This is a genomic window from Pseudomonas sp. AL10, from assembly GCF_029960685.1.
Classification (GTDB): domain Bacteria; phylum Pseudomonadota; class Gammaproteobacteria; order Pseudomonadales; family Pseudomonadaceae; genus Aquipseudomonas; species Aquipseudomonas lactis.
The window spans coordinates 14,538-37,521 of the sequence record NZ_JASBQZ010000008.1 but is presented as its reverse complement, the minus strand read 5'-3'; the positions used below and the strand labels follow the sequence as shown (position 1 = coordinate 37,521).

Genomic DNA, 22,984 nt, shown 5'->3' with positions numbered 1-22,984 from the left:
TGCCGTCAGGGAGTCTTTGAAAAAATTACCGCCACCTTAACATCTCATTGATGAGCCGGTTTACTCCTCTGAGAAAAAACCAAAAATTTTCAATGTATAAATCAAGCACGCGCACAACAGCAAGCTAGACAGTACAACTGACGACTTTTCGAACCGAGTAGTCGCCCGCCCTCCGAGCCCAATGAACGCTACTTATACTCTGCGATATAAATTTACCTCTAAGTTCTGGCATAGCTAATACCGCGCCCCCAAATGGAAAGCAACAATCTATTATCCACGTTCTATTTCCCTCATCCCACTCACATTCGTGAAGTAAAAAATTCGGATCGTTCAATAGGCGATCTTCAGCGTCGGCAGCTAGGTTCGCCCAAGTCACATAACCAATTGGATTATCAAAGGCATCAAAGAAAAGCATTATTTGCTTGTGCTGAATGGCTGGCATCAGCCACGCCCTGAGATCGATCAACCTGAACAAGCAATATTCTGAACATTGCATCGCAATCCAAAACGCAAAACCTAATGTCTTTGCCTGTTCGTCGATGCTGCTTTTTTTGCACTCGGTGAATATTTTATATTTTTTACTCATAAAAAACCTCAATCACGTCATCGTAAAAGGGAGCCGCGGATCTCACCAAACTTACTGCCGCGCTAATTTCTGAAAATGTACCTGTCATTACAACCTCTCGCCCGGCAACACTAGTAACAAAGCAATCATTCGATGCATCATAAAAAATCATTTCTGCCCCGCTCTTCCAGAACAAAGTACGAACGCCCGCATAATGCTTATACGCTAAACATGCAGAGTCAATCGCCTCTTGAAACAGCTTATCAACTCCAAACTTCCCATCCTCAAGCTCTGCCGCTTTACGCGCTTTGGGGATTTCGCTCTGCAAACTAAACAGTACTGAACCGCATCTATTCAGCCGAGTAACATTAATACTCACAAGTTTACAAAGTCCGCTATAAGTTCCTCCTACACCTTCAAAATTACGTAGAACCAGATCAAATAGTGCGTCATACGCATATATTAGTCCCCTCAAGAATTCCTGGTCCTTGGAAAACCAACAAAAGCTCTCTTTTGTTTGATAGATTTTTTGCCGAAGAAGCTGCTTATAAAGCTTAGCAATCCAGTGCTCGTAACCTGTCCACCCCCCCCTCGCTGTAATTGGCGCTACAGTGTGCCGATCATCCCTAAGAACCTTATATATAAAATCAGAATACCTTAAAAAACACATATCATCAGATAAAGCGCCTAGTATTTCCAAAGGAAACCCTGCCTGAGCCGCGTTATATAGCGACAAGCTTTTATTATACTCAAGATTGAAAACTGTAATCGCCAACTCCGCTAATTCATTTGACTCCTCAACTTTCATCACTTGATACTTGCACAAATAAAAACACATATCGCGAACACTACCAATTGCCGGCTCATACTCCGTCAAATATTGTTTGACATCGAATCCTTCCCACCAGATCTTATCTGAAAATACTGACGCGCCCGCCAAGTCCATCCACCCCCCCTCTAAAGTTATATTTGACGCACTAATACTCTGATGAAATATTCGTTTTGCTCTCGCCGCTGCAAACTGTTTGGCATAACGCGTTACCAATTCAACCATCCCTAAAGTAATCCGTACATTTAAATCCTGAAACTCGACTTCATGATTGTTTTTCGGAAGAAAATCAACAAGCTTTTTTACTGCCTTTTTTACACGCTTAGCGTCCTCACTAAGCGAACCAATTTTCATCTCTTTAAAGTAAACTGCACGAATAAAATGAGCGGGTCTTACTGCGGGCAAACGTACCAACAGGCCCCGAGCGTGTTTCTTGTCTGGCTCTTCAAAATCATATTCCAGATCTATAACGGCAACAGTCCTCACTGCTCCGTAGGGAAGCGCAATGTTTATGACCTCAGCCCAAATGGCCTCATAAATAGCCACATCCAATGATAAAAGGCCATTTGCATGTGAGTTTCCATACGTATCCCGAGGCCTGTCTCCGACCAGTTGATTAGGCCCCAAGCCTTTTAATTGAAATACCCCATCGAAACCACAGCGTCCTCCGCCACCATTGGTGGAGATCCCATCACCGCCATATCGTTCTGCAAAAAAAACCTTTCTATCCAGAAAATTGTCCGACTCGAGAGCCGTATCAATGGTTATATAATTATATCTCGACATTAACTCCGAAGCACTCAAGGTAACCCCAAGGTCTTTGTTGTAATAGATAACCTTTCCTCTATTGGCCTTTACGGTTTCAAAGGAGACAAACACTTCCGGCAAATCGCTCAGTGTTAATTTAGACATGTTATCGCCTTAATTAGAAAGTCTTATGAGGTCACGATAGCTCGTTGAAATTTTAACCTGCTGCGCCAACGCCTCATCAAAAGATATCATTCGGTCAGTAGTTGCTTTCCACTCCGCTATGTCCTGGTAGGCATTAATAAACCAACTTAAATTTTCACAGAGGTTTCCGAATGCCGAATTAATCTGCATCACATCGCCAAACTTGATAGCGCCAGAAAAAAACCTCGGCACTGCCAGCAAACTACTAAACAGCAATGAGAGCTGACCATAACTTTCTGTAAACAACGAAAGGCGCACTTTCACCCGGACGGTACGGCGCATATTAGCGAGACTAATATCAAGCTTGTTGCTAAGATTAGCCTTTTCAGAACTTCGCATTGCTTTACTATACCCTTTTTTATTTCGATCACGAAACCGCACCAAACAATAACGTAAATCTGCTTCTGACTTTTGCTGATGATTGTTCAGGGACACAAGTTTGAATCCGATTTTCTGACTGATATACATGCCCAGCACAGCATATATAATCGCCACCCAAAACATATAGGCAGGAACCGTCACCCCCCACAGTGACGCACTACCCGAAATGGCGATGAGCACCACACTGAATGACACCACACTCGCCAGCGTATAAAGAAGCCCGCAAGCAAGATAGACGGTTGAATAAGTAAACTTATTGATATCCTCAGCGATACGCTGATCTGGATTGTCAACGTGACGTTCAACCTGATCCGGCTGCGGTGACTGAAGTATCCATTCAGAAAGATAATAATTAGTCAGCCACCGACGCCACTTAAGTGCAAATATATCTACCAAATAGGTGGTCAGCACTGAGCGTGCTACCGAGAAACAAACAACTCCAAGAAAAACCGATATCAATGTATAGAACCTGTGAGCATTCAGTTCTTGAATGGCATTGTAGAAGTGCTTATACCACTCATTGAGCGCTAATGCAGTTGCAACCCCCAACAGAGAGAGCGTTACCAAGGCAATGAGTGCGCACCACGCAAAAAATTTTTCTTCCGACCTCCAATACAATGATAGTAAAAGTGACGTATTCCGCAGAAAGCTATTCCGGTTAAATCTCGACGCAACTGCACATTCTGCTTCCGTATTCATCATGGCTTCTCGGCTTTTTACATTTATATTTTTAGTTATAGTTTTTGGTTTATTTAAAACACAAGCGACTATAGCGCCCAGAACCCCAGGCGCCCCAAGCTCGCCGCTAATTTCAAGCGTGCCATTTGCCAACTATTCAGTGCATTAATGTGCTGCTGCTCTGCGGTCGCATACGCAGTCAATGCATTGAGTAATTCGATCATGCTGCCAACACCGGATTGGTATCGGCCTTGCACTACCTCCAGTGCCTGGTTGGATTGATCCACCCAGTCAGCCGTTCTTTCCAAAGATCGCGTTTCAGTGATCAGTGCCTGATAGTTACCCCAAAGGTCTATCGAAATGCGCTGCTCCACATCACTCACTTCGGCCTCCCTCGCCTCCAGTCGTGCTTGAGCGCTTCTTACTTGATAAGTGCGCTCGAATCCTTCAAACAAAGGAATATTCAGCTGCAGGCCGACACTGTTGTCCCGAGTTCGACTATCGCCGTTGAACGCCATTGATTGGTTAAGCTGCACATCTGAGGCACTGGCAATAAATGACAATGTAGGCCGACCTTGCGCCTTACTCTCGTCGATGGCGGCCTTTGCCGCATTCAACTGAGCCTTGGCAGCAATGAGCGAGGGATGATCCTGCTTGGCTTGTTCAAGTAGCTCATTAATGCCTTTGACAAAGTGCGTATCCGGGCGCTGTGTCAGGCTTCCTGCTAGCTCCAGCGGTGTTTGTGGCGCCAGTCCCATGCGCAGGGCAATAAGCCCCTTGGCATTGACTAAAGCACCATTGCTGCGCACTTCATTGAGTGCCGCTTGGGAGTACGCTGCCTGGGCTTGGAGGCGGTCCGAAAGTGCAGCAGCGCCTGCGTCATGTTTGGCACTGGCTGCCTTAAGGTTTTCGGCTGCAAGGGCCGCCACCTGAGCAGCAGCTATCTGACTGTTTTGTGCAGCCAGCGTGTCGTAATACAACTGCGCAGCCAGTATGAAGGTTTGCTGCAATTGCTCATCTTGATTGGCGTTCGCCGCAATCAACAATTGACGAGCATTACGCAATGCTGCATCGCGCCGACCAAAATCAAACAGCACCCAACTCAAGGCCAATCGATGATCCACTTGGCTTTTATGACCACGGTTGGAGTATTCCTCACGCTGGTCATAATTCGTGTCGTTGCGACCCGTGGTGATACCCGAACTTGCGTTGAGCCTGGGGAGATACGCCGCCTGCCGCCCCCCGACATCAGCGGCCATGGCCCTGGCAGTTGCCCAGTTCAGCCGTGCTTGGGGGTCGTGACAGAGCACGCGCTCTATCATGTTCTCCAATGTTAAACGCGCCGGTAGCGGGCTGCTCTCGCACGCTCCTGGAACCCTGTCGATGGGCTGAGTGGCGGTATGCGCAACCGTGCGCTCAGTCATGAACACATCCAGACCTGCTGCTGCTTCCCACTGAGAGCCAGCACAAAGACCAGCCACTATTGCTGCTGTACGTGCCGCCCTCATCACGAAGTGACCGTGCCGATGGCATGAATACAATGAGTCTCGGCAAACGGTGTCGGCACAATCCGCCCATGCTCCATCACCACAACCCGATCTGCCGACGCAATCGTCTCAGCGCGGTGAGCGATGATGATGCGCGTCACCGCCAACGCACGCACCGCCTCGTTGACCTGTTGCTCGCAGGCCATATCCAGATGGCTGGTGGCTTCATCCAGAATCAGAATGTCGGGTTTCTTGTAGAGCGCCCTGGCTAACAGCACACGCTGTTTCTGACCACCAGACAACACCGTGCCCATATCACCTACCAAGGTGTTGTAACCCATCGGCATGGCCAGAATGTCGCTATGAATGGACGCCATGCGTGCACACTCCATGGCCCAGTCCAGATCAGGATTTGACTCAAAAAACACAATGTTGTCTGACAGTGAACCAGCGAACAGACAGTCGTCCTGCATGACTGTGCCGATCTTGCCGCGAAACTTTTCGGTACCCAGTTGCTGCAAATCACTACCGGCGATGCAAATCTTGCCCTCAGTAGGCTGGAGGATTCCTAACAGCAAGCTGACAAGGGTGCTCTTGCCACTGCCCGAGACCCCAGTGATCGCCACTGACTCGCCCTGTGCGATGCATAGATCAATACCGTCAAGTACGAATGGCTCTTGATCGGAATATCGATATTTCACACCTTTGAGTTCAATATCTACAGGGCTTGCTGGCCACGTCACGCCGGCGAGCGTCCCACGACTGTCTTCCGGTGGATGCATGACGATGTCGGCCAGTCGCTCACTTTGCAGACGCAGCATGTAAAGCTCAAAAAAATGATCGATCAGACTCGCGACGCGGCTGACAAACTGATTTTTATAAGCCATGAAGGCGATTAGTACACCCACGGTGAACTGGTTATTCATGACCATCGACGCACCGACCCCTACGGCGATCAGGCTTTCCAGACCGAATATCAAACCGTTCAACTGCGTGTAGATCAGCTGTAACTTCTGAGTCCGCAATCCTGCATTGATCTGCTCTACCAGCAATCCAAGCCAGGCGAGACGCCGTTCATTCTGGCGCTGGAACAGCTTGATCGGTCGTATGCCGCGTACCGTTTCCAAGAAGTGGCTTTCCTGGCGAGCGGCGTGAACAATCTGCTCTTCGCTGGCCCGCCGTAACGGGTAGTACCACGCCCAGCGAACCAGGGCGTACAGGAACATCGCTGCTGCTGCGATGGCCGCCAATAATGGGCTGTATACAAGCATTAGCGTGAAGGTAGCGATGGTCATCAGACCATCCAGAACGGCGGAAAAGAACGCGGCTGTCAGGGTCCCCTGAATGACGTCGACAGCACCGAAGCGTGAGACAACATCTCCCAGATGACGCTTTTCAAAATACTGGATTGGCAGGCGCAGTAGATGACTGAAGACATTGGCACACCATTGCACGCTCAACAGCGTACTCATGTGCATCATGACCCAGGCCCTAATGGCACTCACCGTTTGCTGCATCAGCAACAACAGGCCAAAGCCAATTATCAACGTGGTCAGCAGGTCACGATCCTGTGTGACCAATACGTTATCGAGCGTCCATTGCAGCAAGAACGGACTGACCAGTGAGAACACTTCCAAGGCTAATGCCAAGACCAATACCTGCCCAAGGGAGCGATAAAGGCCACTCACTTTTCCCAGCATACCCATCAGTTTGACCTGGGGCTTGGGCTCCTGCTTTTCAAAGCCTCCTTCCGGCCAGACTTCGAGCGCTACCCCGGTAAAGGATTTGCTGGCCTCGGCCAAGCTCAGATGCCGCATGCCACTCGCAGGGTCATGCACAATAATTTGTTGACTCTCTACCGCCTTGAGCACAACGAAGTGGTTGAAGTTCCAATGCAAAATACAGGGCAGCTTGAGTTTGTTCAGATCTTCAAGTTCCAGCCTGACAGCCCGAGTACCGAGATTGAGCTGGTCGGCAATCTGGATCAGTTGCTTGAGCGTACTGCCTTTGAGCGACACGTTGAATTGGCGGCGCAAGTCCATCAACGTGGAATGATGACCATGGAAGCCTGTGATCATCGCCAGGCAGGCCAGGCCACACTCCGTGGCTTCAGTTTGCAGAATCAAGGGCAGGCGGCGACCCATTCGCAAGGAGATCGCATCGAGGTAGCTCATGCTGCTCTCCTAAAGTTTTCCAGTCAGGCTGTAGAGCGGCTCAAGCACCCACTCATAGAGGCGGCGGGTCTCCTGCAGAATATCTGCCTCAACCAACATGCCGGTTTGCAGCGCGCGCGGCTTGCCGTAAGCCAGTACGGATTGCGCTTCGATATCAACGCGAATGCGATAAATCTGCTCACCTTCAAGGCCAAGCCCTGGAACGCTACCGGTCATCGTTGCCAGATCAGCGGCCGACAGCGATGCTTTTGAGATAGAGGTAACGCTGCCACTGTGTTGGCCGAACTTTTGGTAGGGGTATGCCTGATACCGCACTCTCACGGGGTCGCCCGCACGCACAAAACCAATGGCTTTGCTAGGTGCGTACAACTCTACTTGTAGATGGGAATTGGCGGGCACAATGCTCATCAAGACCCGCGAGCTATCAACCGTCTGGCCCGGCTCAACAAGAATCGCAGTGGCCACCCCATCTTGGGGAGCCGTTATGACCAAGGCACGCTTGGCTTCGCTTTCAATGAGTTCTTGCTGGATACCCGACAGCGAGCGCTGAATGCCGGCAAGTTGGTTTTCATGCAGTGACGAAAGACCTGCAAGCTCATGCTGCACCTGCACCAATTGCAGATTCAACACTGTCGTTTCGCGTGCCAGTCCCTGAAGCGTCTGATGCTGGCCAAGTAGTTCGGACTGGCGCTGTTGAAGTTGATCCATTGAGATGTAACCCTTATCCATCAATCCTTGATAACGATCAGCCGCATTGGTCGCCAGCTTTACAAGCTTCTCCTGACTGGCTGTCTGTTGTGCGAGCGTTCGCAGTTGTCGTCGCAGACTGTCCAGCTTGCTTTGCAGGCTTTGCCGCTCCTGCGCTTGAAGTTGCTTTTTTTTCATGAGTTCATCACTGAGAGAACGTTGCCGCATTGCAAGCTGATCGCTTACGTCTGCTTGTACCGGCCGCGAATCCCCTGCATATCGTTCACTGGAAACTCGGAACAATGGCGCTCCCTGTTTAACCGGCTGGCCTTCCTCGATAAAGCGCTCGAGGACCAAACCGTACTGGGGAGCGTGTATTTTCAGTTGCCCCGCGAAGGGCACCAACTGACCCGGTACAGTGATGCGCTTTGTGTAACTGCCACAAAGAAAAAAAGTCACCACCATGGTCGCGAGCAACCCCGCAACCAGCGTCAAAAAGGCAAAGGAGACCGGCCTGACGAGCACAATTTCACCTAGCCAATTCACATGCCTGGAGGTCAACGCCTCAAGCCGGAACAGTGGGGTTTTCGACGTCACAACTTGTCCTTATCAATCACTCTCGAATTCGGTTCGCACAACAAGCTTTCTTTCAGCATAAAAAAACCGAACCGATAAAATTAAAAATCGTTCTGATACGAAATATTTCAGCGAATAAATTTTCTCCTCCCTCGTTCGTAAGGCATATAGACAAATATGATTCGGATCAGTTATTCATAAAAAACATGAATACCAACCCTGCTTTCCCGAAAAACAACAAAGGAAAACCAGCATTGAAATTTACCAACCGTGAAGCTGATGTGTTAGGCCTTTTGATTTACGGCCTGACCAACAAAGAAATCGGTCGACAATTGGGAATTAGCGACCATACCGTCAGGGATCACATTTCATCAATATTAAAAAAGACCAACACGACCAGCCGTGTAGAGCTAGCGGTTTTGAGCAGCACCATGAAGCGCCCACTATAGTCCGAGTATCACGCCTTTAAGAATAGACACAATAACTTGAGCCGTTTTCGACCCCACCGAGCGTAAATTAATATCGAAATTTAAAGTATTAATAAAACCTAGACTGATAGCCCGAGAAAGCTCAAAAACTTCATGCCTCAATGCTACAGGCTCCAGAACTGAATTTATTTCTAGGAAATAAATAGCCATGACAGCCTCCACAGCACAAGCGCTGGCTGACGCCGAGCGATTCCAGCTGGTTACACACCCTGACGACAGTCTCTTTTGCAATTGATAGCCAGTCCGCTAGCTTTAACGCAAACGAATAGCACAACGTCTGCGTGCAAAAAAAAAACGCTATCCCTGCCAAATTAAATTAAGATCACATTTTAAATAACCGCACTGTAGGCTTTTGAATAGTTTTCCTCCAAATAAATTTTGGCAAAAAAAAAAAAAAAAAAAAACAACAACTAAGCACACCCGTAGCGTAGCTATGAGCTCCCGTATGCTTAAACTTAATTTAAAGCATCGTCTAAAGCCAGCCCTGCATCTGTAGGGGGTGAACTATGCGTGCATGAAATAGCTTGGACACTGACCGCTCCTTGTCTGGCCTTATGGTTCATCGCGCTGTGCTGAAGCCGCTACACCGAACCATTGAGATTAAGAGTATTCGCCCGAGCCAGCAGCAAGTCCCCCGGTAGGGCTGCGATAAAATACTGGCTAGGCGAACGCTGTAACGCTAAAAGCGCAAGAAGAAAAATTATGTAGGAAATTTCCCAGGCGTATTAAATCTGTTGGTTGAGCCTTGGATATCAGCAGTTCGCCACTCGCTAGGCCACCGACGGAAGACACGCGCAGCGCACTTTCAATGTTGCGTTCCATTTGCTCATGTCCTTTCCATGCCGGCACACGCGGCCCATACAGAGCGATGGCTACAAATCCTTCAACTTGCTGACTCGCCGCCCCGCCCGCTCGTAAAATCAAGAATGACCGTAAACCTCTGCTGCTCACGAATCACCTCAATCTGCCAGCCCAGCTTTGCGCATAGCTCGCGCATCAACTGCAGCCCAAGCCCATAGCCAAAATCATCCGACTCCTGCTGCGTCCCTGCCTCCCTGATGTGATTGGCGATCATCAGCCGCGGGTATTTGAAGCTGATCTCCACGGTGCCTTCTTCGGCGTATTGCAGCGCATTGCGCAGGAAGTTGCCGATCACAATGCGGCAGGCGGTAGGAGGCAATCGGCAAGGGCCGTCGTGGATGTCGATGCTCAGCTCAATATCCCGGTTACCGATCAGGTAGCGGTGTTTTTCAATCAGGTCGCCCACCAGCTCGCTCAGGTCAACGTCTTCTTCCGGCAGCGGCTCGGGACGCTCGCGGCTCATCCACAGCAATGTTTCGGCGATCAGTTGCATGTTCATCACCGAACGTTCTATGCGCTGCAATGAGGGTGGCAGCGCACCGCCCGATTGCAGGGCCAACAATTCGATTGTGGCCTTGAGCACCGCCAGGGGCGTGCGCAGTTCATGGCTGGTGTAACGCAACAAGCGGCCTTCTCGTTCGCTGGCGGCCTGCACCTGCTCAACACTTTTGGCCAGGGCATCGGCCAGCATATTGAACTCCTTGAAGCTGAAACCCGGTCGAGCGCCGGTCAGTGCCTCAGGGTCTTTGAGTGTGCCGGACCATTGCACCAGGCGCCCCAGCGGCCGAACCAGCCACCAGACCAGCAAGGCGATGATAATCAGCGCCGGCACGAATACCGCCAGGCTGATGAACTTGACACTCTCTATGACCTGATCGAAATAGGCATCAGACAACGGCGTCTCCACCTCTCCACCTGCTTCCTTATCGTGGTCGATGTCGTACATGTAGAGGGTTTTGCCGTCACCCAGGGGCTGTTCGAGGATGATCTGGAACGGCTCATCGTCGTCATCGGAATAGAGATCGCCGAAGATATTCACCGCGCCAAAGGACAGGCTCGGCGATGTAGTGAGCAACTCGCGCACGTCCTGCGGCAACGCCTCCTTGCCGATGACGCTGGTATAGAAGTAATTGTGCGGCGTCGGCGTGGTCGGGTCCTGTTTGTAGTGCCGGAGAAAATACTGAGCTTCCTCCTCCATCATCGCGCTGGCGGTGTAGAACAGGCCGCGCACAGTGAATTCAGGCAGCAGCTTGCTGTAGATCACCAACACCACCGCAATCAGGCACAGGAAACTGCCACTGATCACCCACTTCAAGCTCAGGCCGTTACGCATGGGGTTTTACCTGAATGCCGACACCCGCCAGGGTATGGATCAATGGCCGGCCAAACGGTTTGTCTACCGCCTTGCGCAGCCGATGCATGTGCACTTTGAGGGTATTGCTGTCGGGTGGCTCATCGCCCCAGATTTTGCTTTCCAACCGCTCCCTGGGAACAGGCTCGGGACTGGCGCGCATCAAGTGCTCGAGCAAGGCCCAGCAGATGGGTGACAGATGCAACTCCTGCCCTGCCCGGCTGACTTTGCGGGTGGTCAGTTCCATGACCAGGTCGTCCACTTGCAGGCGGCTGGTCTGGCCGCTGCGCCGCAGGCTCAAGGCGCGAATCCGCGCCACCAACTCGGCAAGCTCGAACGGCTTGACCAGATAGTCGTCGGCGCCCGCGGCAAAACTGGCGAGCTTGTCGGGCAACGCATCCAGCGAGGTCAGCATCAGGATGGGGGTCTGGATGCCTTGCTGGCGCAACCCTGCGCACACCTGCTGGCCGTCCAGTCGCGGCAGCATGATGTCCAGCAGAATGACGTCGTAATGCTGGTTGAGCGCCAGGTTGAGCCCGGCCTGGCCATGGCTGGCGTGATCGCAGACGATGCCGCTGATCTCCAGGTACTCGATGACGGTGGTAGCCAGGTCCAGATTGTCCTCGACCAGCAGCAGATGAATATGCACGGAAAAAACCCCTCGGGCAGGCAGTGCGCAGCGGTGTGAAGAATAGCGGAAGTCGGGCTTTATCCCCCGATGTTTACCTGGCGTTAACCTGGTGCTGCTTAGGCTAAGGCTCTTCTTATCCAGAGCTCGTCACCGTCATGAACCTGTATTCGATGATCAAAGGGGTGCTGTTAGCCGTGATTTTCCTCGCGCTGATGGTGGGCATCCTTCCACAGCAAACGCAGTTGGTACGCATGGGAGGCAATGGCTGGTTTCTGGTTGGCCAGAACGTTGAGCAGACAGGGTCGTGTGATGTCGCCCGTGCGTCGTGATGAGATTGGCGCCAGCTATACCGGCCAGTTGGTCGCCTGCGTGGTGCTGGTTATTGGTGTGGCGGTTTCGATGGGTATCTATATCGCGCGCTTGAATGCGCACCTCGATGAGCAACGCGACCTGTCCTCGGTGTATCTGCCCGACTGCCCTGACGGCCGTGGTGGTTTTATGGTCTATCCCGATGACAGGCGCAGTGGTGATCAGTGCTACACCGCCGGCGAGGATGAATCGCTGGATGTCGATCAGGTGCAGCGGCTATCAGGCTCGAACCTGGCGCAATGGTTCGACTCCATCCTGCCTGCGGTTCAAACCCCGAGCAGGCACTAGATACCTCGCGCACTGAACGGCACGGGCCTATTGCTTGCGCAGCGCAGCAGCCAGCCGCTCCATGGCTGTTTCGATTTCATGGGCAGTCAAGGATGAATACCCCAACAGCCAACCTTGTTTCTTCTCCTCGCCGGCGTACAACCGACTGAGTCCGGGCAACTGCACGCCTGCGCTGGCAGCTTGGCGGATGGTGTTTTCCTCCGACCAGCCATCGGCCAAAAGGCAGGGCATCTGCAGCCCGCCATGGGGGCACAAGGCTGTGGCAATCCCCTTCAGGTGTTTGCCGATGGCGGTGAGCATGACGGCCCGGCGCGCAGCGTACAGTTTGCGCATGGCCCGGACATGGGCGTGGTAGTGGCCGTCCTCCATGAAGCGCGCCAGGGTCAGTTGGAGGATCTGTGGCGTGTGACCGTCCATGATGCTTCGCGCATAGGTGAATGCGCTGACCAGTTCGGCAGGCAGCACCATGTAGCCCATCCGCAGTCCGGGATAGAGGGTTTTGCTGAAGGTGCCGAGGTAGATCGTGCGCTGGTACGGGTCCAGGCCCTGGACGCAGGCAATCGGCGGCCCGTCGTAGTGGAACTCGCTGTCATAGTCGTCCTCGAGGATCCACTTGCCCTGCTCGGCCGCCCAGTTGATCAGCTCCAACCGGCGCTCCAGCGCTAACGTGGCGCCGGTGGGGTATTGGTGCGAAGGCGTCACATAGACGCAATTGGCGCCGCTGCGGTCTGCCCGCAGCAGGTCGGTGCGGATCCCCAGTGCATCAACTTCAATAGGCACCACCTGGGTCTCGGCCGCTTCAAAAGCCTTCTTGGCACCGTAGTAACCTGGGTTTTCCAGGAGGATGGGCTTGCCGGCATCCACTAATAATTGGGCACACAGGTACAGGGCCTGGCGAGTGCTGCTCAGTACCAGAACCTGGCTGGGTGAGCATTTGGCGCCGCGCTCGAGGTTCAAGTAGGTGGCGATCGCCTTGCGCAAAGGCTCGGCGCCTTGCGGGTCGCCATGCAACAGGACGTTACCCCGGTAGTCCTTCATGGCCTGGCGTTGCAGGCGCTCCCATATATCGACAGGAAAGGTACGGGTTTCCGGCAGCCCGGTGGCGAAGGCATTCACCGCCTGTTGATCAATCACGCCACCCGTATCGAACATCATCCGGCCGCGCCGGCTCAAGCCCGCCCCTGGCACTGCATCACTGCGCTGGGTGTCTTGCATGTTGATGCGCTGGCGCGCAGCCCCGCGTAACTCGGTGCCCACTGCCTCCGATACATAGCTGCCCGAGCCCTCGCGCCGCACAATGAAGCCGTCCCGGTGCAAATGCACATAGGCGTTCTCGACCGTGTCGCGGGCAACGCCTAGCGTTTTGGCCAGAACTCGGGTTGCCGGCAGCTTGAGGCCCGCATCAAGGGCCCCCTCAAGAATCAATGCCCGCAAGGCGCGCTGGATTCGCAGGTGCAGATCCAGCCGCTGAAACTCGGCATCGTTGAGCCGGATTTTCAGTGTTTCGAGCTCGAAGGTTTGCGCCATGCGGTCTGCTCTATATGAATAAATTGGCAGGAAGAAGCAGGCCAGTTTATCCGTAGACTCTGCGCTTCGCCATTTGCAAGGAGCAACGTAACGCCATGCCTTCGTCAACACCTAACGCATCGGTTCGCCTCAGCGACCTCATCCCGCCGATTGTCGCCGGCCTGATCTCGGTCATCGTCAATTATGGCGGCACCTTCATTCTGGTGTTCCAGGCCGCCAAGGTCGCTGGGCTGAGCCCTGAGTTGACGGCGTCCTGGGTGTGGTCGGTGTCCATCGGCGTGGGGGTCACCGGGCTGTTTCTCAGCTGGGTTTCCCGCACACCTATCATCACCGCCTGGTCCACACCGGCTGCTGCCTTTCTGGTTGTGGCCCTGTCCACCACGCCCTATGCCGAGGCGGTGGGCGCGTACATGATCTCGGCCGCGGCCTTCGTGCTGCTGGGCTTATCCGGCTATTTCGAAAAAGTCATCCGGCTGATCCCGCCAGGCGTGGCCGCCGGGTTGCTCGCCGGTATTCTGTTACAGTTCGGCATCGGTGCTTTCGGCGGCATGAGCCTTGACCCGATGCTGGTCGGCTTGCTGATTGTTGCCTACCTCGTGCTCAAACGCCTGACCGCACGCTACGCGGTTGTGGGTATTCTGGCGTTGGGACTGGCCTTCTTGATGGCTCAGGGACGGGTCGACTTGTCGGGCCTGGAACTGCAACTGGCAGCGCCCATATTCACCCGGCCTGAGTTTTCGCTCAACGCCTTGCTCAGCGTCGCGCTGCCGCTGTTTCTGATCACCCTGACCGGCCAGTACATGCCCGGCATGCTGGTGCTGCGCAACGATGGGTTCAACATCAGTGCCAACCCTATCGTGACCATCACCGGGCTGGGCTCCTTGCTCATGGCGCCCTTTGGTTCCCACGCGTTCAATATCGCGGCGATCACTGCTGCCATCTGCACCGGCAAGCAAGCCCACGAAGAGCCCTCCAAGCGCTGGATCGCCGGCATTGCGGCAGGTGTTTTTTACATCCTGGTCGGAGTCTTCGGCGTGACCCTCGCCGCGCTGTTCATGGCCTTTCCGGCCACCTTCATCACCACCCTGGCCGGGCTCGCCCTGCTCGGCACTATCGGCGGCAGCCTGGCCGGCGCCATGGCCGATGCCAGCTCCCGTGAGGCTTCGCTGATTACCTTTCTGGCAGCGGCCGCCAACATCACGTTGTTCGGGATTGGCGGGGCGTTTTGGGGGCTGCTGATTGGGTTGGCGGCGTACGTCGTGCTTAATGGGCAGTTGCCGCGTCGGGGGCTTGATGCTCGTGAGAACGCTGCTAACTGAGGCTCCGCGACCTGGGCTCAAACGCAGCCCGCCTACCACTCAAACGCTTCGATATGGCATTCGGTCATGTCTATGCATGCCTTCCGACAAAGCATACAGAACATGGCTACGTAAACAGACGCCCGTTGCGCACGGAAATCCGCAGGCAATCTCTGCAAGATCAAGCTCCAACTGATCGGAGGGAAAATGGCGTGTCCACGATATAGATCGTCACAGCCGATCGTCCATTTCATCGCTTTTCATGCATCCAAAAATGAACGGTGCCAGTACCTGGAGGTTTGAGCCATGAAAGACGAATACGACTTCAGTAACGCTAAGCGCGGCGCCATCGCAAGCAACAAAGGCAAAACCCGTATCACGATCATGCTGGACGATGCTGTGATCGAAGCCGCCCGTGAACGTGCGCAGAGTGCAGGCACCGGCTATCAGACCGTAATCAACAATCTACTGCGGCAGGCATTGGTATCCCAGGACACCCATAACCTAGCGCCAGCATCGAAGAAACAAGCCAAAACCTTGCAAGTCCTCAACAACGGCATCAGCGTCTCAGAGATCGAAGCGTTGGAACAGCAGTTGATAGCGCTCGCTGGAGAATTGACTCGAATGCTTGTTAATCCGCGGCCTGCCAAATCAAAAAGCAAACCTGTCTAAATCGAAGCGCTAGAGTTGGCTTCTTGCGAATCGCGCCATGCAGGTCAAATCCAAAGCAAAAAAAGCCTGTATCTCTGCAGGCTTTTCTCTATCTGGCTCACGACCTAGACTCGAATAGAAAATTAAGCAACTGATTTACAAAGATATTTTACAAAATATAAAAAAATTATATCCCTAAGGCTATCCTAATTAATCCGAGACTTCATGGAAACTCCTGGGTCACTATGAACACCGCAGCCGGAGATTCAGCAGCTTTTTCTCGTCCTTATTTGTGAGCTGGCACGATCTGCCCGGTGCGAGAAGTTGGCCGCAACGGATATAAACGACTACCCGCAAACCTTGTGGGCCTGCACGTAGCTTATCGATTGGGGGCACGCAACCAGGTTCACAGATGCCGTGCCCCCCCTCATCCGTCAGATAGCCTCAGGTAAGTTCTGAGCCTTTTCCGGCGGCTTGATTGAGCCGATGTACACCGCGAAGATAGTCAGTAGCGCGCCGGCGATCTGGAGCGAGGAGCTTGCCTTGCCGAGAAAAGCGACGTCGATGAAGTAAGTGATCACCGGTTCGAGCAGCAGGATCAGTCCGGCCAGCCCCAGGCTGAGGGCGCCGATCGAACGATTGACCAGTAACCAACCGACGAATTGCACCAGTACCCCGTAAATCACCAGCATCACCAAGGTTTGTCCGTCCACAATGGCCAGGCTTTCCCCGGTCGCCAGCGCGTATACCAGCAATACCAGGGCTGCCCACAGACTCAAGTTGAGCATCTGCGCAATCTTGTCACCGCCACCATCAGGCAGCTGAGTATTGAGCTTCAGGAAGTACACGCAAATGGCATACGCCAGCCCCGACAGCACCCCATACACCACGCCTTTGATCCCGACTCCGCTGGTCATTTCCGGCAACAGCAACAGGTACAGCCCGACGAAGGCCAGCGAGATGGAAATCAGGAAGTAGATCGAGGGCTTTTCCTTCAACAGGTACAGCCCCAGCAAGGTCATGAAGAACACCTGGCAGTTGGTCAGGATCGATCCGATGCCCGGACCAACGATGTAGATGCTCTGATGCCACAGCACCAAGTCGATCGCCAGAAATACTCCGGCCAGTGCAGTGTAGAGCTGGGCCTTGGCGCTTTTGAGTCGCACCGGCGTCTTGCGCACCTTGAGGAGCAGGAAGAACAGGATCGAGGCGATCAGCATCCGATAGAATCCGGCACCACCGGCGCCGATATGGGCGAAAGCCACCGCCAGTGCTGACAGGCTGAGCATCAGCCCGCCGATGGTCAGCTCGATGATTGCCCGGTTGTTATTAGTCGACATGGGAGACCTCATTGGTAAAGCGCAACGTATCTGTATCCGTGTCCGATTCGCTGGACGAGGGGTATTCCAGTACCTGCTGCATGGCCTCAAAAATGCTCGCCAGTCCGTTCTGCAGGGTTTCTGCGTCGATGGTCAGGGCCGGCATCAATTTGAGCACCTGATCTTGCGGGCCGCAGCGCTCGATGATCAATCGGCGCGTAAAGCACGCGCGCGTGACCGCGGCGGTCAAGGACGCATCGTGGAACTCGATGCCATAAAACAGCCCGCGACCACGCACCTGCTTGATATGCACAGCGAAGCGCTCGGTGACCTTGGCGAACCAGGACTTCAGGAGCGTTTCATTGGCCTGGATGTGCTTGACCAGACGGTCGTCGCTCCAGAATTCCTGCAAGGTTTTGGTCGCGGCGACGAAGGCCAGGGTGTTGCCACGGAAGGTGCCGTTGTCTTCGCCGGGCGACCATTGATCCAGCTCTGGACGATGCAGCAGCAGGGCGAACGGCAGTCCGTAACCACTGAGGGATTTCGACAGGCAGACCATGTCCGGGGTGATACCGGACGGCTCGAAACTGAAGAAGGTCCCGGTGCGGCCGCAACCGGCCTGGATATCATCGATGATCAGCAGGATGTCGTGCTCAGCCGTCAGTTTGCGCAAACGCACCAGCCAGTCGGAAGACGCTACGTTGATTCCGCCTTCGCCCTGAATGGTTTCCAGAATCACCGCCGCCGGAAGATCCATGCCAGAGCTGTTGTCGTTCAGCAAACGTTCGAAATACTCGACGGAATCCAGACCTTTTAGGTAGCCGTCGTAGGGCATGCGGAACACATAGGGATCGACGCCAGGTTGGCGATTATCGCGGTTTCCGGTCAGCCCCAGCGAGGTGTTCGACATCCCGTGAAAGCCATTGGTGAACGCGACGATGTGCTGCCGCCCGGTGACCTTGCGCGCCAGTTTGATGGCCGACTCCACCACGCTGGTGCCCGTGGGCGAGGTGAACTGCATTTTGTAAGACAGCGCCCGTGGCTCAAGAATGATCTTGCGCAAGTTGAAGAGAAACTCCTGCTTGGCCCGGCTGTGCATGTCCAGCGCCGCCTGGATCCCGTCACGTTGCAAGTAGTCGATTACCGCTGCCTTGACCGGTTTAGGGTTGTGACCATAGTTGACCGAGCCGGCGCAACTTAGAAAGTCGATGTAGGCCTGCCCCTTGAGGTCGTACAGATAGCTGCCCTGAGCCTGGTCGAAGACCACGGGGAAACTGCGGCAATAACTTCGCGCCTGGGACTCGACCTCGGCAAATATACCCAACTCATCCATTCCTGAAATTTCCATTTACGGCCTACTCATATAAGGGGTCGAGGTGCGTGCGATCAAAAGGCGACTCAGGCGATTTTTTCTGCGGCGTCTTCCAGCCCCAGTTGTTCGCTCAACGACGTGAAAATTTCCCGGGCCCGCAGCGACAACAGGCTGAAGGAGCCTGCATCGCCGTAGCCGTGGGACGACTCGCACAAACCGTTGAGGTAAAGCGCCGGCAAGTTGCAGCCTGCGCGCGCGGACAGGCGATAATCACGTCCGATGCGAATCACGCCCTGGGCATCACAGTCCAGGCTTTCGGCCAGGTCGCGCAGAATGGAGGGGAAACGTTCGTCTTGGGCGCCGGTGCCCAGGTTGCGGAATCCGGTAGCCAGCACGACAGCGTCCAACTCAGGCAGTTGTTCGGTGGTCCCGGCCTGGGTGTCGAGTAGCGTCAGCGAGTAGCTGTGGCCGGTGGCTGTGCAAGCCTGGATGTCACTGAAACTCTTGATGGTGGTTCTGTTTTTACCCTGCAACTTGTCTTCATACATGCCTACATACAACTGCGAGATCACGTCGGCGTCGGCGGCGGAGTAGTTGGTGTAATGCAAGTGGCGGTTGATGTTCTTCTTCGCTTCGGCGGAACTGTTGTAGTACTGGTCAACAAAGGACGGGAAGTACACATGCTCGCTGAACTGGCTGGTGTCCTTGAGGCGGAAACCGTAGCCGCGCTGGATGTTGATGATCTCGAGGTGTGGGTAGCTATGGCGCAGGTGCAGCATGATCTCGATCGCACTCTGGCTGCCGCCTACTACCGCGACCCGCTTCAACTCGCGCTGTTGCGCTAGTTGCGCCAACCGCCCGAGGTACTGGGTCAAATGGAAAACCTGGTCGGCGGCGCAGTCGGTGAATGCCTGCGGGATCACGGGTGTCCGCCCGGGTGCGACGACCAGCGAGCGGGCAAAAAACTTGCTCCCGGTTTGCGTAGTCACGCAATACAGGTTGCTGACAGGGTCTGCCTGAATCGATGTCACGGCCTGGTTGTAAACCACGTCTTTGGCAAAGAAACCCGCGACCCAGCGCACGTACTCGGCGAATTCGCTGCGCAGCGGAAACTCCAAACCAAGATTGAGGTGCTCGAAAAGCCGATCATTTTCGAACAGGAAGTTGGTGAAGGTGTAGCGGCTGCGCGGGTTGCGTGGCGTCACCAGATCGCGGCTCGGATGATTCTGGATATCGCTGCCCGACAGCATCATCTGCGGTTGCCATTTCGTACTGCCCTGGCGCTCCAGGAACAGGCGTGTTCCGGCAAAGCCTAATTCTTCCAAGGCAATGGCCAAGGCGATGTTCGCGGGCCCAAAACCTATACCGATGACATCGTAGACTTGCCCGTCACGCCCTGAATCACTGGTATTAACGTTATGAACGCTCACAGCTTTATCCCCATTTATTACAAAAGTCAGACTCAGCAAAGCAGAAAAGCCCCTGAGGTCTTTCCTGCATGCGGTCAACAAAAGTTGTTTGTCGTTATCTTTAATCGATATCGGTAGTGCTGTTCTTTAAACTTCTTGTGCCGCCAGCTTCAACCATTGTTGTACCGGTGCATACGCCAGGATGTTGTCGACATATCCCTGCAGTTGTGCCGGTATGGCAATGCCATAACGACGGAAACGAAATACCACCGGAACAAACATGGCATCGACAATGCCGAAGTCGCCGCAGAGGAACTGCTTCGAACCGCTCAGCGCGCGCAGGTTGTTCCAGATATCGAACACGCGCATGACTTCTTCACGCGTCTGGGCGGTAAGCGTTTCAGGGGTATCACCGGTGTTCAGGCCGAACGACATCTGTGTGCGCAGGTGCGTGAAGCCGGAGTGCATCTCCGCCGCTGCGGCGCGCGCGAGTGCTTTGACCTGCGGGTCCTGGGGCCAGAGGTTGGCGCCAGGATAGGCGTCGGCAACGTATTCGCTGATGGCCAGGCTGTCGTTGATCACTATGCCATTGAGTAACAGTGCCGGGACTCGGCCAGAAGGCGAGTGTTCGAGGATTTGCTGGCGGGTGTCGCTCTGTTCCAGTTTCAGCTGAAGGGTTTCAAACGAAACGTCGGCTGTCACAAGAACCAGCCACGCACGAAATGACCATGACGACTTATTAAAATCCCCAATTACCAGTTTTGTAGACATCGCATCCCCTAGCTACTTTTATGAAATAGGTGCTAAATTTAGCGACCTTTTTTTCATACGTATTGCACAAAACTGGACAATGGATGGACGGGATTCGCAGTGAAAAAGCCCCTCAAAAAGATACGGATTTTGTTCAATTCTGGCGTATACCCGAAGGCGACTGCGAGTTGCTATCTGCGCGTTATAGCACCCAATCTTTCGGCCGACATTCACATGACCGATACGCTATCGGCGTTATAAGTAGCGGTGTTGAAAAGCTATTTTATCGCGGCAGTTACTACATGGGTGTTGCTGGCAGTGTGGTCACCATTACCCCTGGGGAGATCCACGACGGCTTGCCAGGCCACGATGAGGGCTGGATGTATCGAATGCTCTATATCGACCCCGAATGGGTCAATCGCGTAGTGTTTCAAGGGCGCTTTTCAGAGGATCATATTCACCTTTTTCAAACAGCTCTGAGCCAGGCCCCCGACTTCGCCCGGATCTTTTTGCATCAACATCAACTCATTGAAAAATCCCCACCCAGTCTTGAGCGGGAAACTATCCTTCTGGATCTGGTGGCAGAGCTTTTCGAGCGCAGCGGAGCGCCCATCGAACCCGTCAGTGCGGCTGAGCAGCACGCCGTGCAAAAGATCAAGAAGAAGCTCGAAGACGAGTTCGACAAACATCTGTCGCTGGAAGAACTGGCACAACTGGTGAACCTCGACCCTCTTTACCTGATCCGGGTGTTCAAGAAAAGCGTTGGCATCTCCCCCCACAGCTATCAAATCCAGAAAAGAATCGCCCAGGTCCAAAAACTGCTGCGCACCGGGTCCAGTCTCGCGGAAGCGTCATTCACTTGCGGCTTCTTCGACCAAAGCCACATGACCCGGGCCTTCAAAAAAGTAGTCGGCATTACACCGGGCAGTTTTCGTAACAGCAGTGCCTGAGCCTGTAAGTGCCATCTTGGATGTTTATCTTGCCGTAGTGCTCGGCCTCACGTTTTAAGCGCGTTAAGTCGGCCAAAATGACCTCGCGCAGCCGCATGCCGGTGGCTCACTTGCGCAGAAGTGGGCGGGTGGAGACTGCACTGGCTGACGAAACCGGCGCCGCGAGATTCTGAGTCGGGTGAAGGCAGTGAAGCGATGACCAGGGCATGCCTGACTGTCAGTCAGGTGCACTCCATTGCGTGGGCTGCAGCGCCATTATCTGTATCGCTGTTCGGGTGACTTCGGTGTTTGTCACGTCGATTGTCACGAGGGGGATGCCGCAAAGCCTTGTAAGAGTAATTACAGCGATAAACTTACAGAACACCAGTCATAAATCTAAGGCGGAGCCACAGGCAAATCGGATCAATTTGGCTGTCATTAGCTCCCCCCCAAACGGGTCCAGAACGCGCAGTTCACTAGATGCCGCACATTCCCTACAAGATTCCAAGAAACGTCTGACTGGATCGCTATAACGTTTAAGTCGATTATCTGGATCTGGACTGGTTCGCTGTCGTAGACAGCACCTGCCGAGGTGACATGGATCTTGAAGGTCACCACGCTATCCGTGTTGATCAGCTGCAGTTCGCAAAGCATTCGGTAGCGCGGACAGTCGTCGACATTCTCGCCGACCGAATGCACCAACCCTCACTGTGACGGGAGCCTGCCGTCAGGTGGGGTCTCTACGTCACTTGCCAATCGCAGGAGACATGATGAAACTATCGCTTGCCTTATATGACGCGCTGACATCCATCAGTGTGCCAAATAACAAAGCTAAAGCCGTGGTAGATGCTTGGGAGGCCGATGTGCAACAACTAGCATCCAAATCTGACCTAAAACGAACTGAGTCCCGTCTCGAGGGTTCGATTTCTGAGCTACGTACGGATCTCACTGCCTTGATTAAAGAACAAGGTGCTGGCATCAAAACTCAAGGAATCGAGCTGCGTGCTTTGATTGAACGTCAAAGCAGCCAGTTCGAAGGGGCTGTCACTAAGCTGGAGTCAAGCATGACGCTTCTGCGTTGGCAGTTTTGGCTCCTGGTTCTCTGTTTTGGCTTCCCCATTTTGAAGAGCCTTTACGAGGTTTACGGGAAAGTCGTCACTTCTTGATCCATCGCGACACCCTCAGCCATCACTAACCAACCTGTGGCCTATTAGCTCTAAGACATCGGCCATGTCCGTGTCCTGATTCATACCTATTCAGCCCATGCGGGGAACACTCCCCGTACGGGCGACGTGTCTCTCCGCTTTGAGCTTTTTCGGAGAGACACACGAAACTCGTAAACCTCACCTCGCTGCAAACTCAACGGTTCAAACTGCCAGTCGTCTTCACAGAGTGCGCTTGGTATGAAGCTGTCTATCTAGAGCAACCTGCGAGCTTCGGCGACTTGGGCAGCCGCTTAGGCGACACCCTCGA

The 22,984-nt window shown here is 53.7% G+C and carries 21 protein-coding genes and 1 pseudogene; 7 read left to right on the top strand and 15 right to left on the bottom strand.

Annotated elements, in window-relative coordinates; all coding sequences use genetic code 11:
* Positions 1-124: 124 nt before the first annotated feature.
* The 6 genes from QK296_RS10970 to QK296_RS10945 are packed head-to-tail and all read right to left on the bottom strand — an operon-like array spanning position 125 to position 8,331.
* Entirely contained in the window at positions 125-586 is a 462-nt protein-coding gene (locus QK296_RS10970; protein WP_169856033.1) for a toxin-activating lysine-acyltransferase, read from the bottom strand.
* Positions 579-2,306 (bottom strand): hypothetical protein, encoded by a 1,728-nt coding sequence (locus tag QK296_RS10965; protein ID WP_169856032.1) that lies wholly within the window; start codon positions 2,304-2,306, stop codon positions 579-581. Before QK296_RS10965 ends, QK296_RS10970 begins: the two co-directional genes overlap by 8 nt.
* Positions 2,307-2,315: 9 nt before the next feature.
* Positions 2,316-3,557, bottom strand: coding sequence for an SbmA/BacA-like family transporter (locus tag QK296_RS10960; RefSeq protein WP_169856031.1), 1,242 nt, complete (start codon positions 3,555-3,557; stop codon positions 2,316-2,318).
* A complete protein-coding gene (locus tag QK296_RS10955) occupies positions 3,494-4,912 on the bottom strand; it encodes a TolC family protein (RefSeq protein WP_057711875.1) in 1,419 nt (472 codons plus the stop codon). Before QK296_RS10955 ends, QK296_RS10960 begins: the two co-directional genes overlap by 64 nt.
* Positions 4,912-7,065, bottom strand: a complete 2,154-nt coding sequence (locus QK296_RS10950) for a peptidase domain-containing ABC transporter (protein ID WP_057711876.1) — start codon at positions 7,063-7,065, stop codon at positions 4,912-4,914. The genes QK296_RS10955 and QK296_RS10950 overlap by 1 nt, the downstream gene beginning before the upstream one ends.
* A gap of 9 nt (positions 7,066-7,074) precedes the next feature.
* Complete coding sequence (locus QK296_RS10945; RefSeq protein WP_094773854.1) at positions 7,075-8,331, bottom strand: HlyD family efflux transporter periplasmic adaptor subunit; 1,257 nt, start codon at positions 8,329-8,331, stop codon at positions 7,075-7,077.
* Between the two features lie 203 nt (positions 8,332-8,534).
* Between QK296_RS10945 and QK296_RS10940 the strand changes: the two genes are divergently transcribed.
* Complete coding sequence (locus tag QK296_RS10940) at positions 8,535-8,777, top strand: helix-turn-helix transcriptional regulator (protein WP_082628891.1); 243 nt, start codon at positions 8,535-8,537, stop codon at positions 8,775-8,777.
* Here QK296_RS10940 and QK296_RS10935 read toward each other — a convergent pair.
* The 3 genes from QK296_RS10935 to QK296_RS10925 form a co-directional block, all read right to left on the bottom strand.
* The gene (locus QK296_RS10935; RefSeq protein WP_169856030.1) at positions 8,772-8,966 is read right to left on the bottom strand and encodes a hypothetical protein; all 195 of its coding nucleotides are present in this window, start codon (positions 8,964-8,966) and stop codon (positions 8,772-8,774) included. The genes QK296_RS10940 and QK296_RS10935 overlap by 6 nt on opposite strands.
* Positions 8,967-9,699: 733 nt before the next feature.
* Entirely contained in the window at positions 9,700-11,010 is a 1,311-nt protein-coding gene (locus tag QK296_RS10930; protein ID WP_282390906.1) for a HAMP domain-containing sensor histidine kinase, read from the bottom strand.
* Entirely contained in the window at positions 11,003-11,677 is a 675-nt protein-coding gene (locus QK296_RS10925; protein ID WP_032896067.1) for a response regulator transcription factor, read from the bottom strand. Before QK296_RS10925 ends, QK296_RS10930 begins: the two co-directional genes overlap by 8 nt.
* Positions 11,678-11,814: 137 nt before the next feature.
* Here QK296_RS10925 and QK296_RS10920 point away from each other — a divergent pair, with 137 nt between their 5' ends.
* A complete protein-coding gene (locus QK296_RS10920; protein WP_164692209.1) occupies positions 11,815-11,988 on the top strand; it encodes a hypothetical protein in 174 nt (57 codons plus the stop codon).
* The gene (locus tag QK296_RS10915) at positions 11,969-12,316 is read left to right on the top strand and encodes a hypothetical protein (RefSeq protein ID WP_169856028.1); all 348 of its coding nucleotides are present in this window, start codon (positions 11,969-11,971) and stop codon (positions 12,314-12,316) included. Before QK296_RS10920 ends, QK296_RS10915 begins: the two co-directional genes overlap by 20 nt.
* A 27-nt stretch (positions 12,317-12,343) precedes the next feature.
* Here QK296_RS10915 and QK296_RS10910 read toward each other — a convergent pair whose 3' ends face one another.
* Positions 12,344-13,843 carry a PLP-dependent aminotransferase family protein gene (locus QK296_RS10910; protein WP_169856027.1) on the bottom strand — a complete coding sequence of 500 codons (1,500 nt, stop codon included), beginning with the start codon at positions 13,841-13,843 and terminating at the stop codon, positions 12,344-12,346.
* A gap of 95 nt (positions 13,844-13,938) precedes the next feature.
* Between QK296_RS10910 and QK296_RS10905 the strand changes: the two genes are divergently transcribed.
* Positions 13,939-15,162 carry a benzoate/H(+) symporter BenE family transporter gene (locus QK296_RS10905; RefSeq protein ID WP_003192716.1) on the top strand — a complete coding sequence of 408 codons (1,224 nt, stop codon included), beginning with the start codon at positions 13,939-13,941 and terminating at the stop codon, positions 15,160-15,162.
* A gap of 285 nt (positions 15,163-15,447) precedes the next feature.
* A complete protein-coding gene (locus tag QK296_RS10900) occupies positions 15,448-15,813 on the top strand; it encodes a BrnA antitoxin family protein (protein WP_003192717.1) in 366 nt (121 codons plus the stop codon).
* A gap of 413 nt (positions 15,814-16,226) precedes the next feature.
* Here the strand turns inward: QK296_RS10900 and QK296_RS10895 are convergent, their stop codons facing one another.
* The 4 genes from QK296_RS10895 to QK296_RS10880 form a co-directional block, all read right to left on the bottom strand.
* Positions 16,227-17,132: a DMT family transporter gene (locus tag QK296_RS10895; protein ID WP_032896059.1), complete on the bottom strand. Its 906-nt coding sequence runs from the start codon at positions 17,130-17,132 to the stop codon at positions 16,227-16,229.
* Positions 17,122-18,459: a diaminobutyrate--2-oxoglutarate transaminase gene (gene ectB / locus QK296_RS10890; protein WP_240164817.1), complete on the bottom strand. Its 1,338-nt coding sequence runs from the start codon at positions 18,457-18,459 to the stop codon at positions 17,122-17,124. Before ectB ends, QK296_RS10895 begins: the two co-directional genes overlap by 11 nt.
* A gap of 50 nt (positions 18,460-18,509) precedes the next feature.
* On the bottom strand, positions 18,510-19,853 hold the full coding sequence (locus QK296_RS10885; RefSeq protein WP_282390905.1) for a SidA/IucD/PvdA family monooxygenase: 1,344 nt from the start codon (positions 19,851-19,853) through the stop codon (positions 18,510-18,512).
* A gap of 126 nt (positions 19,854-19,979) precedes the next feature.
* The gene (locus QK296_RS10880; protein ID WP_032896056.1) at positions 19,980-20,603 is read right to left on the bottom strand and encodes a glutathione S-transferase family protein; all 624 of its coding nucleotides are present in this window, start codon (positions 20,601-20,603) and stop codon (positions 19,980-19,982) included.
* 83 nt (positions 20,604-20,686) lie between these two features.
* On the opposite strand from QK296_RS10880, the gene QK296_RS10875 reads away from it, so the two are divergent.
* The gene (locus QK296_RS10875; protein ID WP_282390904.1) at positions 20,687-21,532 is read left to right on the top strand and encodes an AraC family transcriptional regulator; all 846 of its coding nucleotides are present in this window, start codon (positions 20,687-20,689) and stop codon (positions 21,530-21,532) included.
* A gap of 7 nt (positions 21,533-21,539) precedes the next feature.
* On the opposite strand, the pseudogene QK296_RS10870 reads toward QK296_RS10875, so the two are convergent.
* Positions 21,540-21,638, bottom strand: a pseudogene (locus tag QK296_RS10870) (integrase); the annotation flags it as partial.
* Between the two features lie 643 nt (positions 21,639-22,281).
* Here QK296_RS10870 and QK296_RS10865 point away from each other — a divergent pair.
* On the top strand, positions 22,282-22,677 hold the full coding sequence (locus QK296_RS10865) for a DUF1640 domain-containing protein (protein ID WP_094773770.1): 396 nt from the start codon (positions 22,282-22,284) through the stop codon (positions 22,675-22,677).
* Positions 22,678-22,984 lie beyond the last annotated feature (307 nt).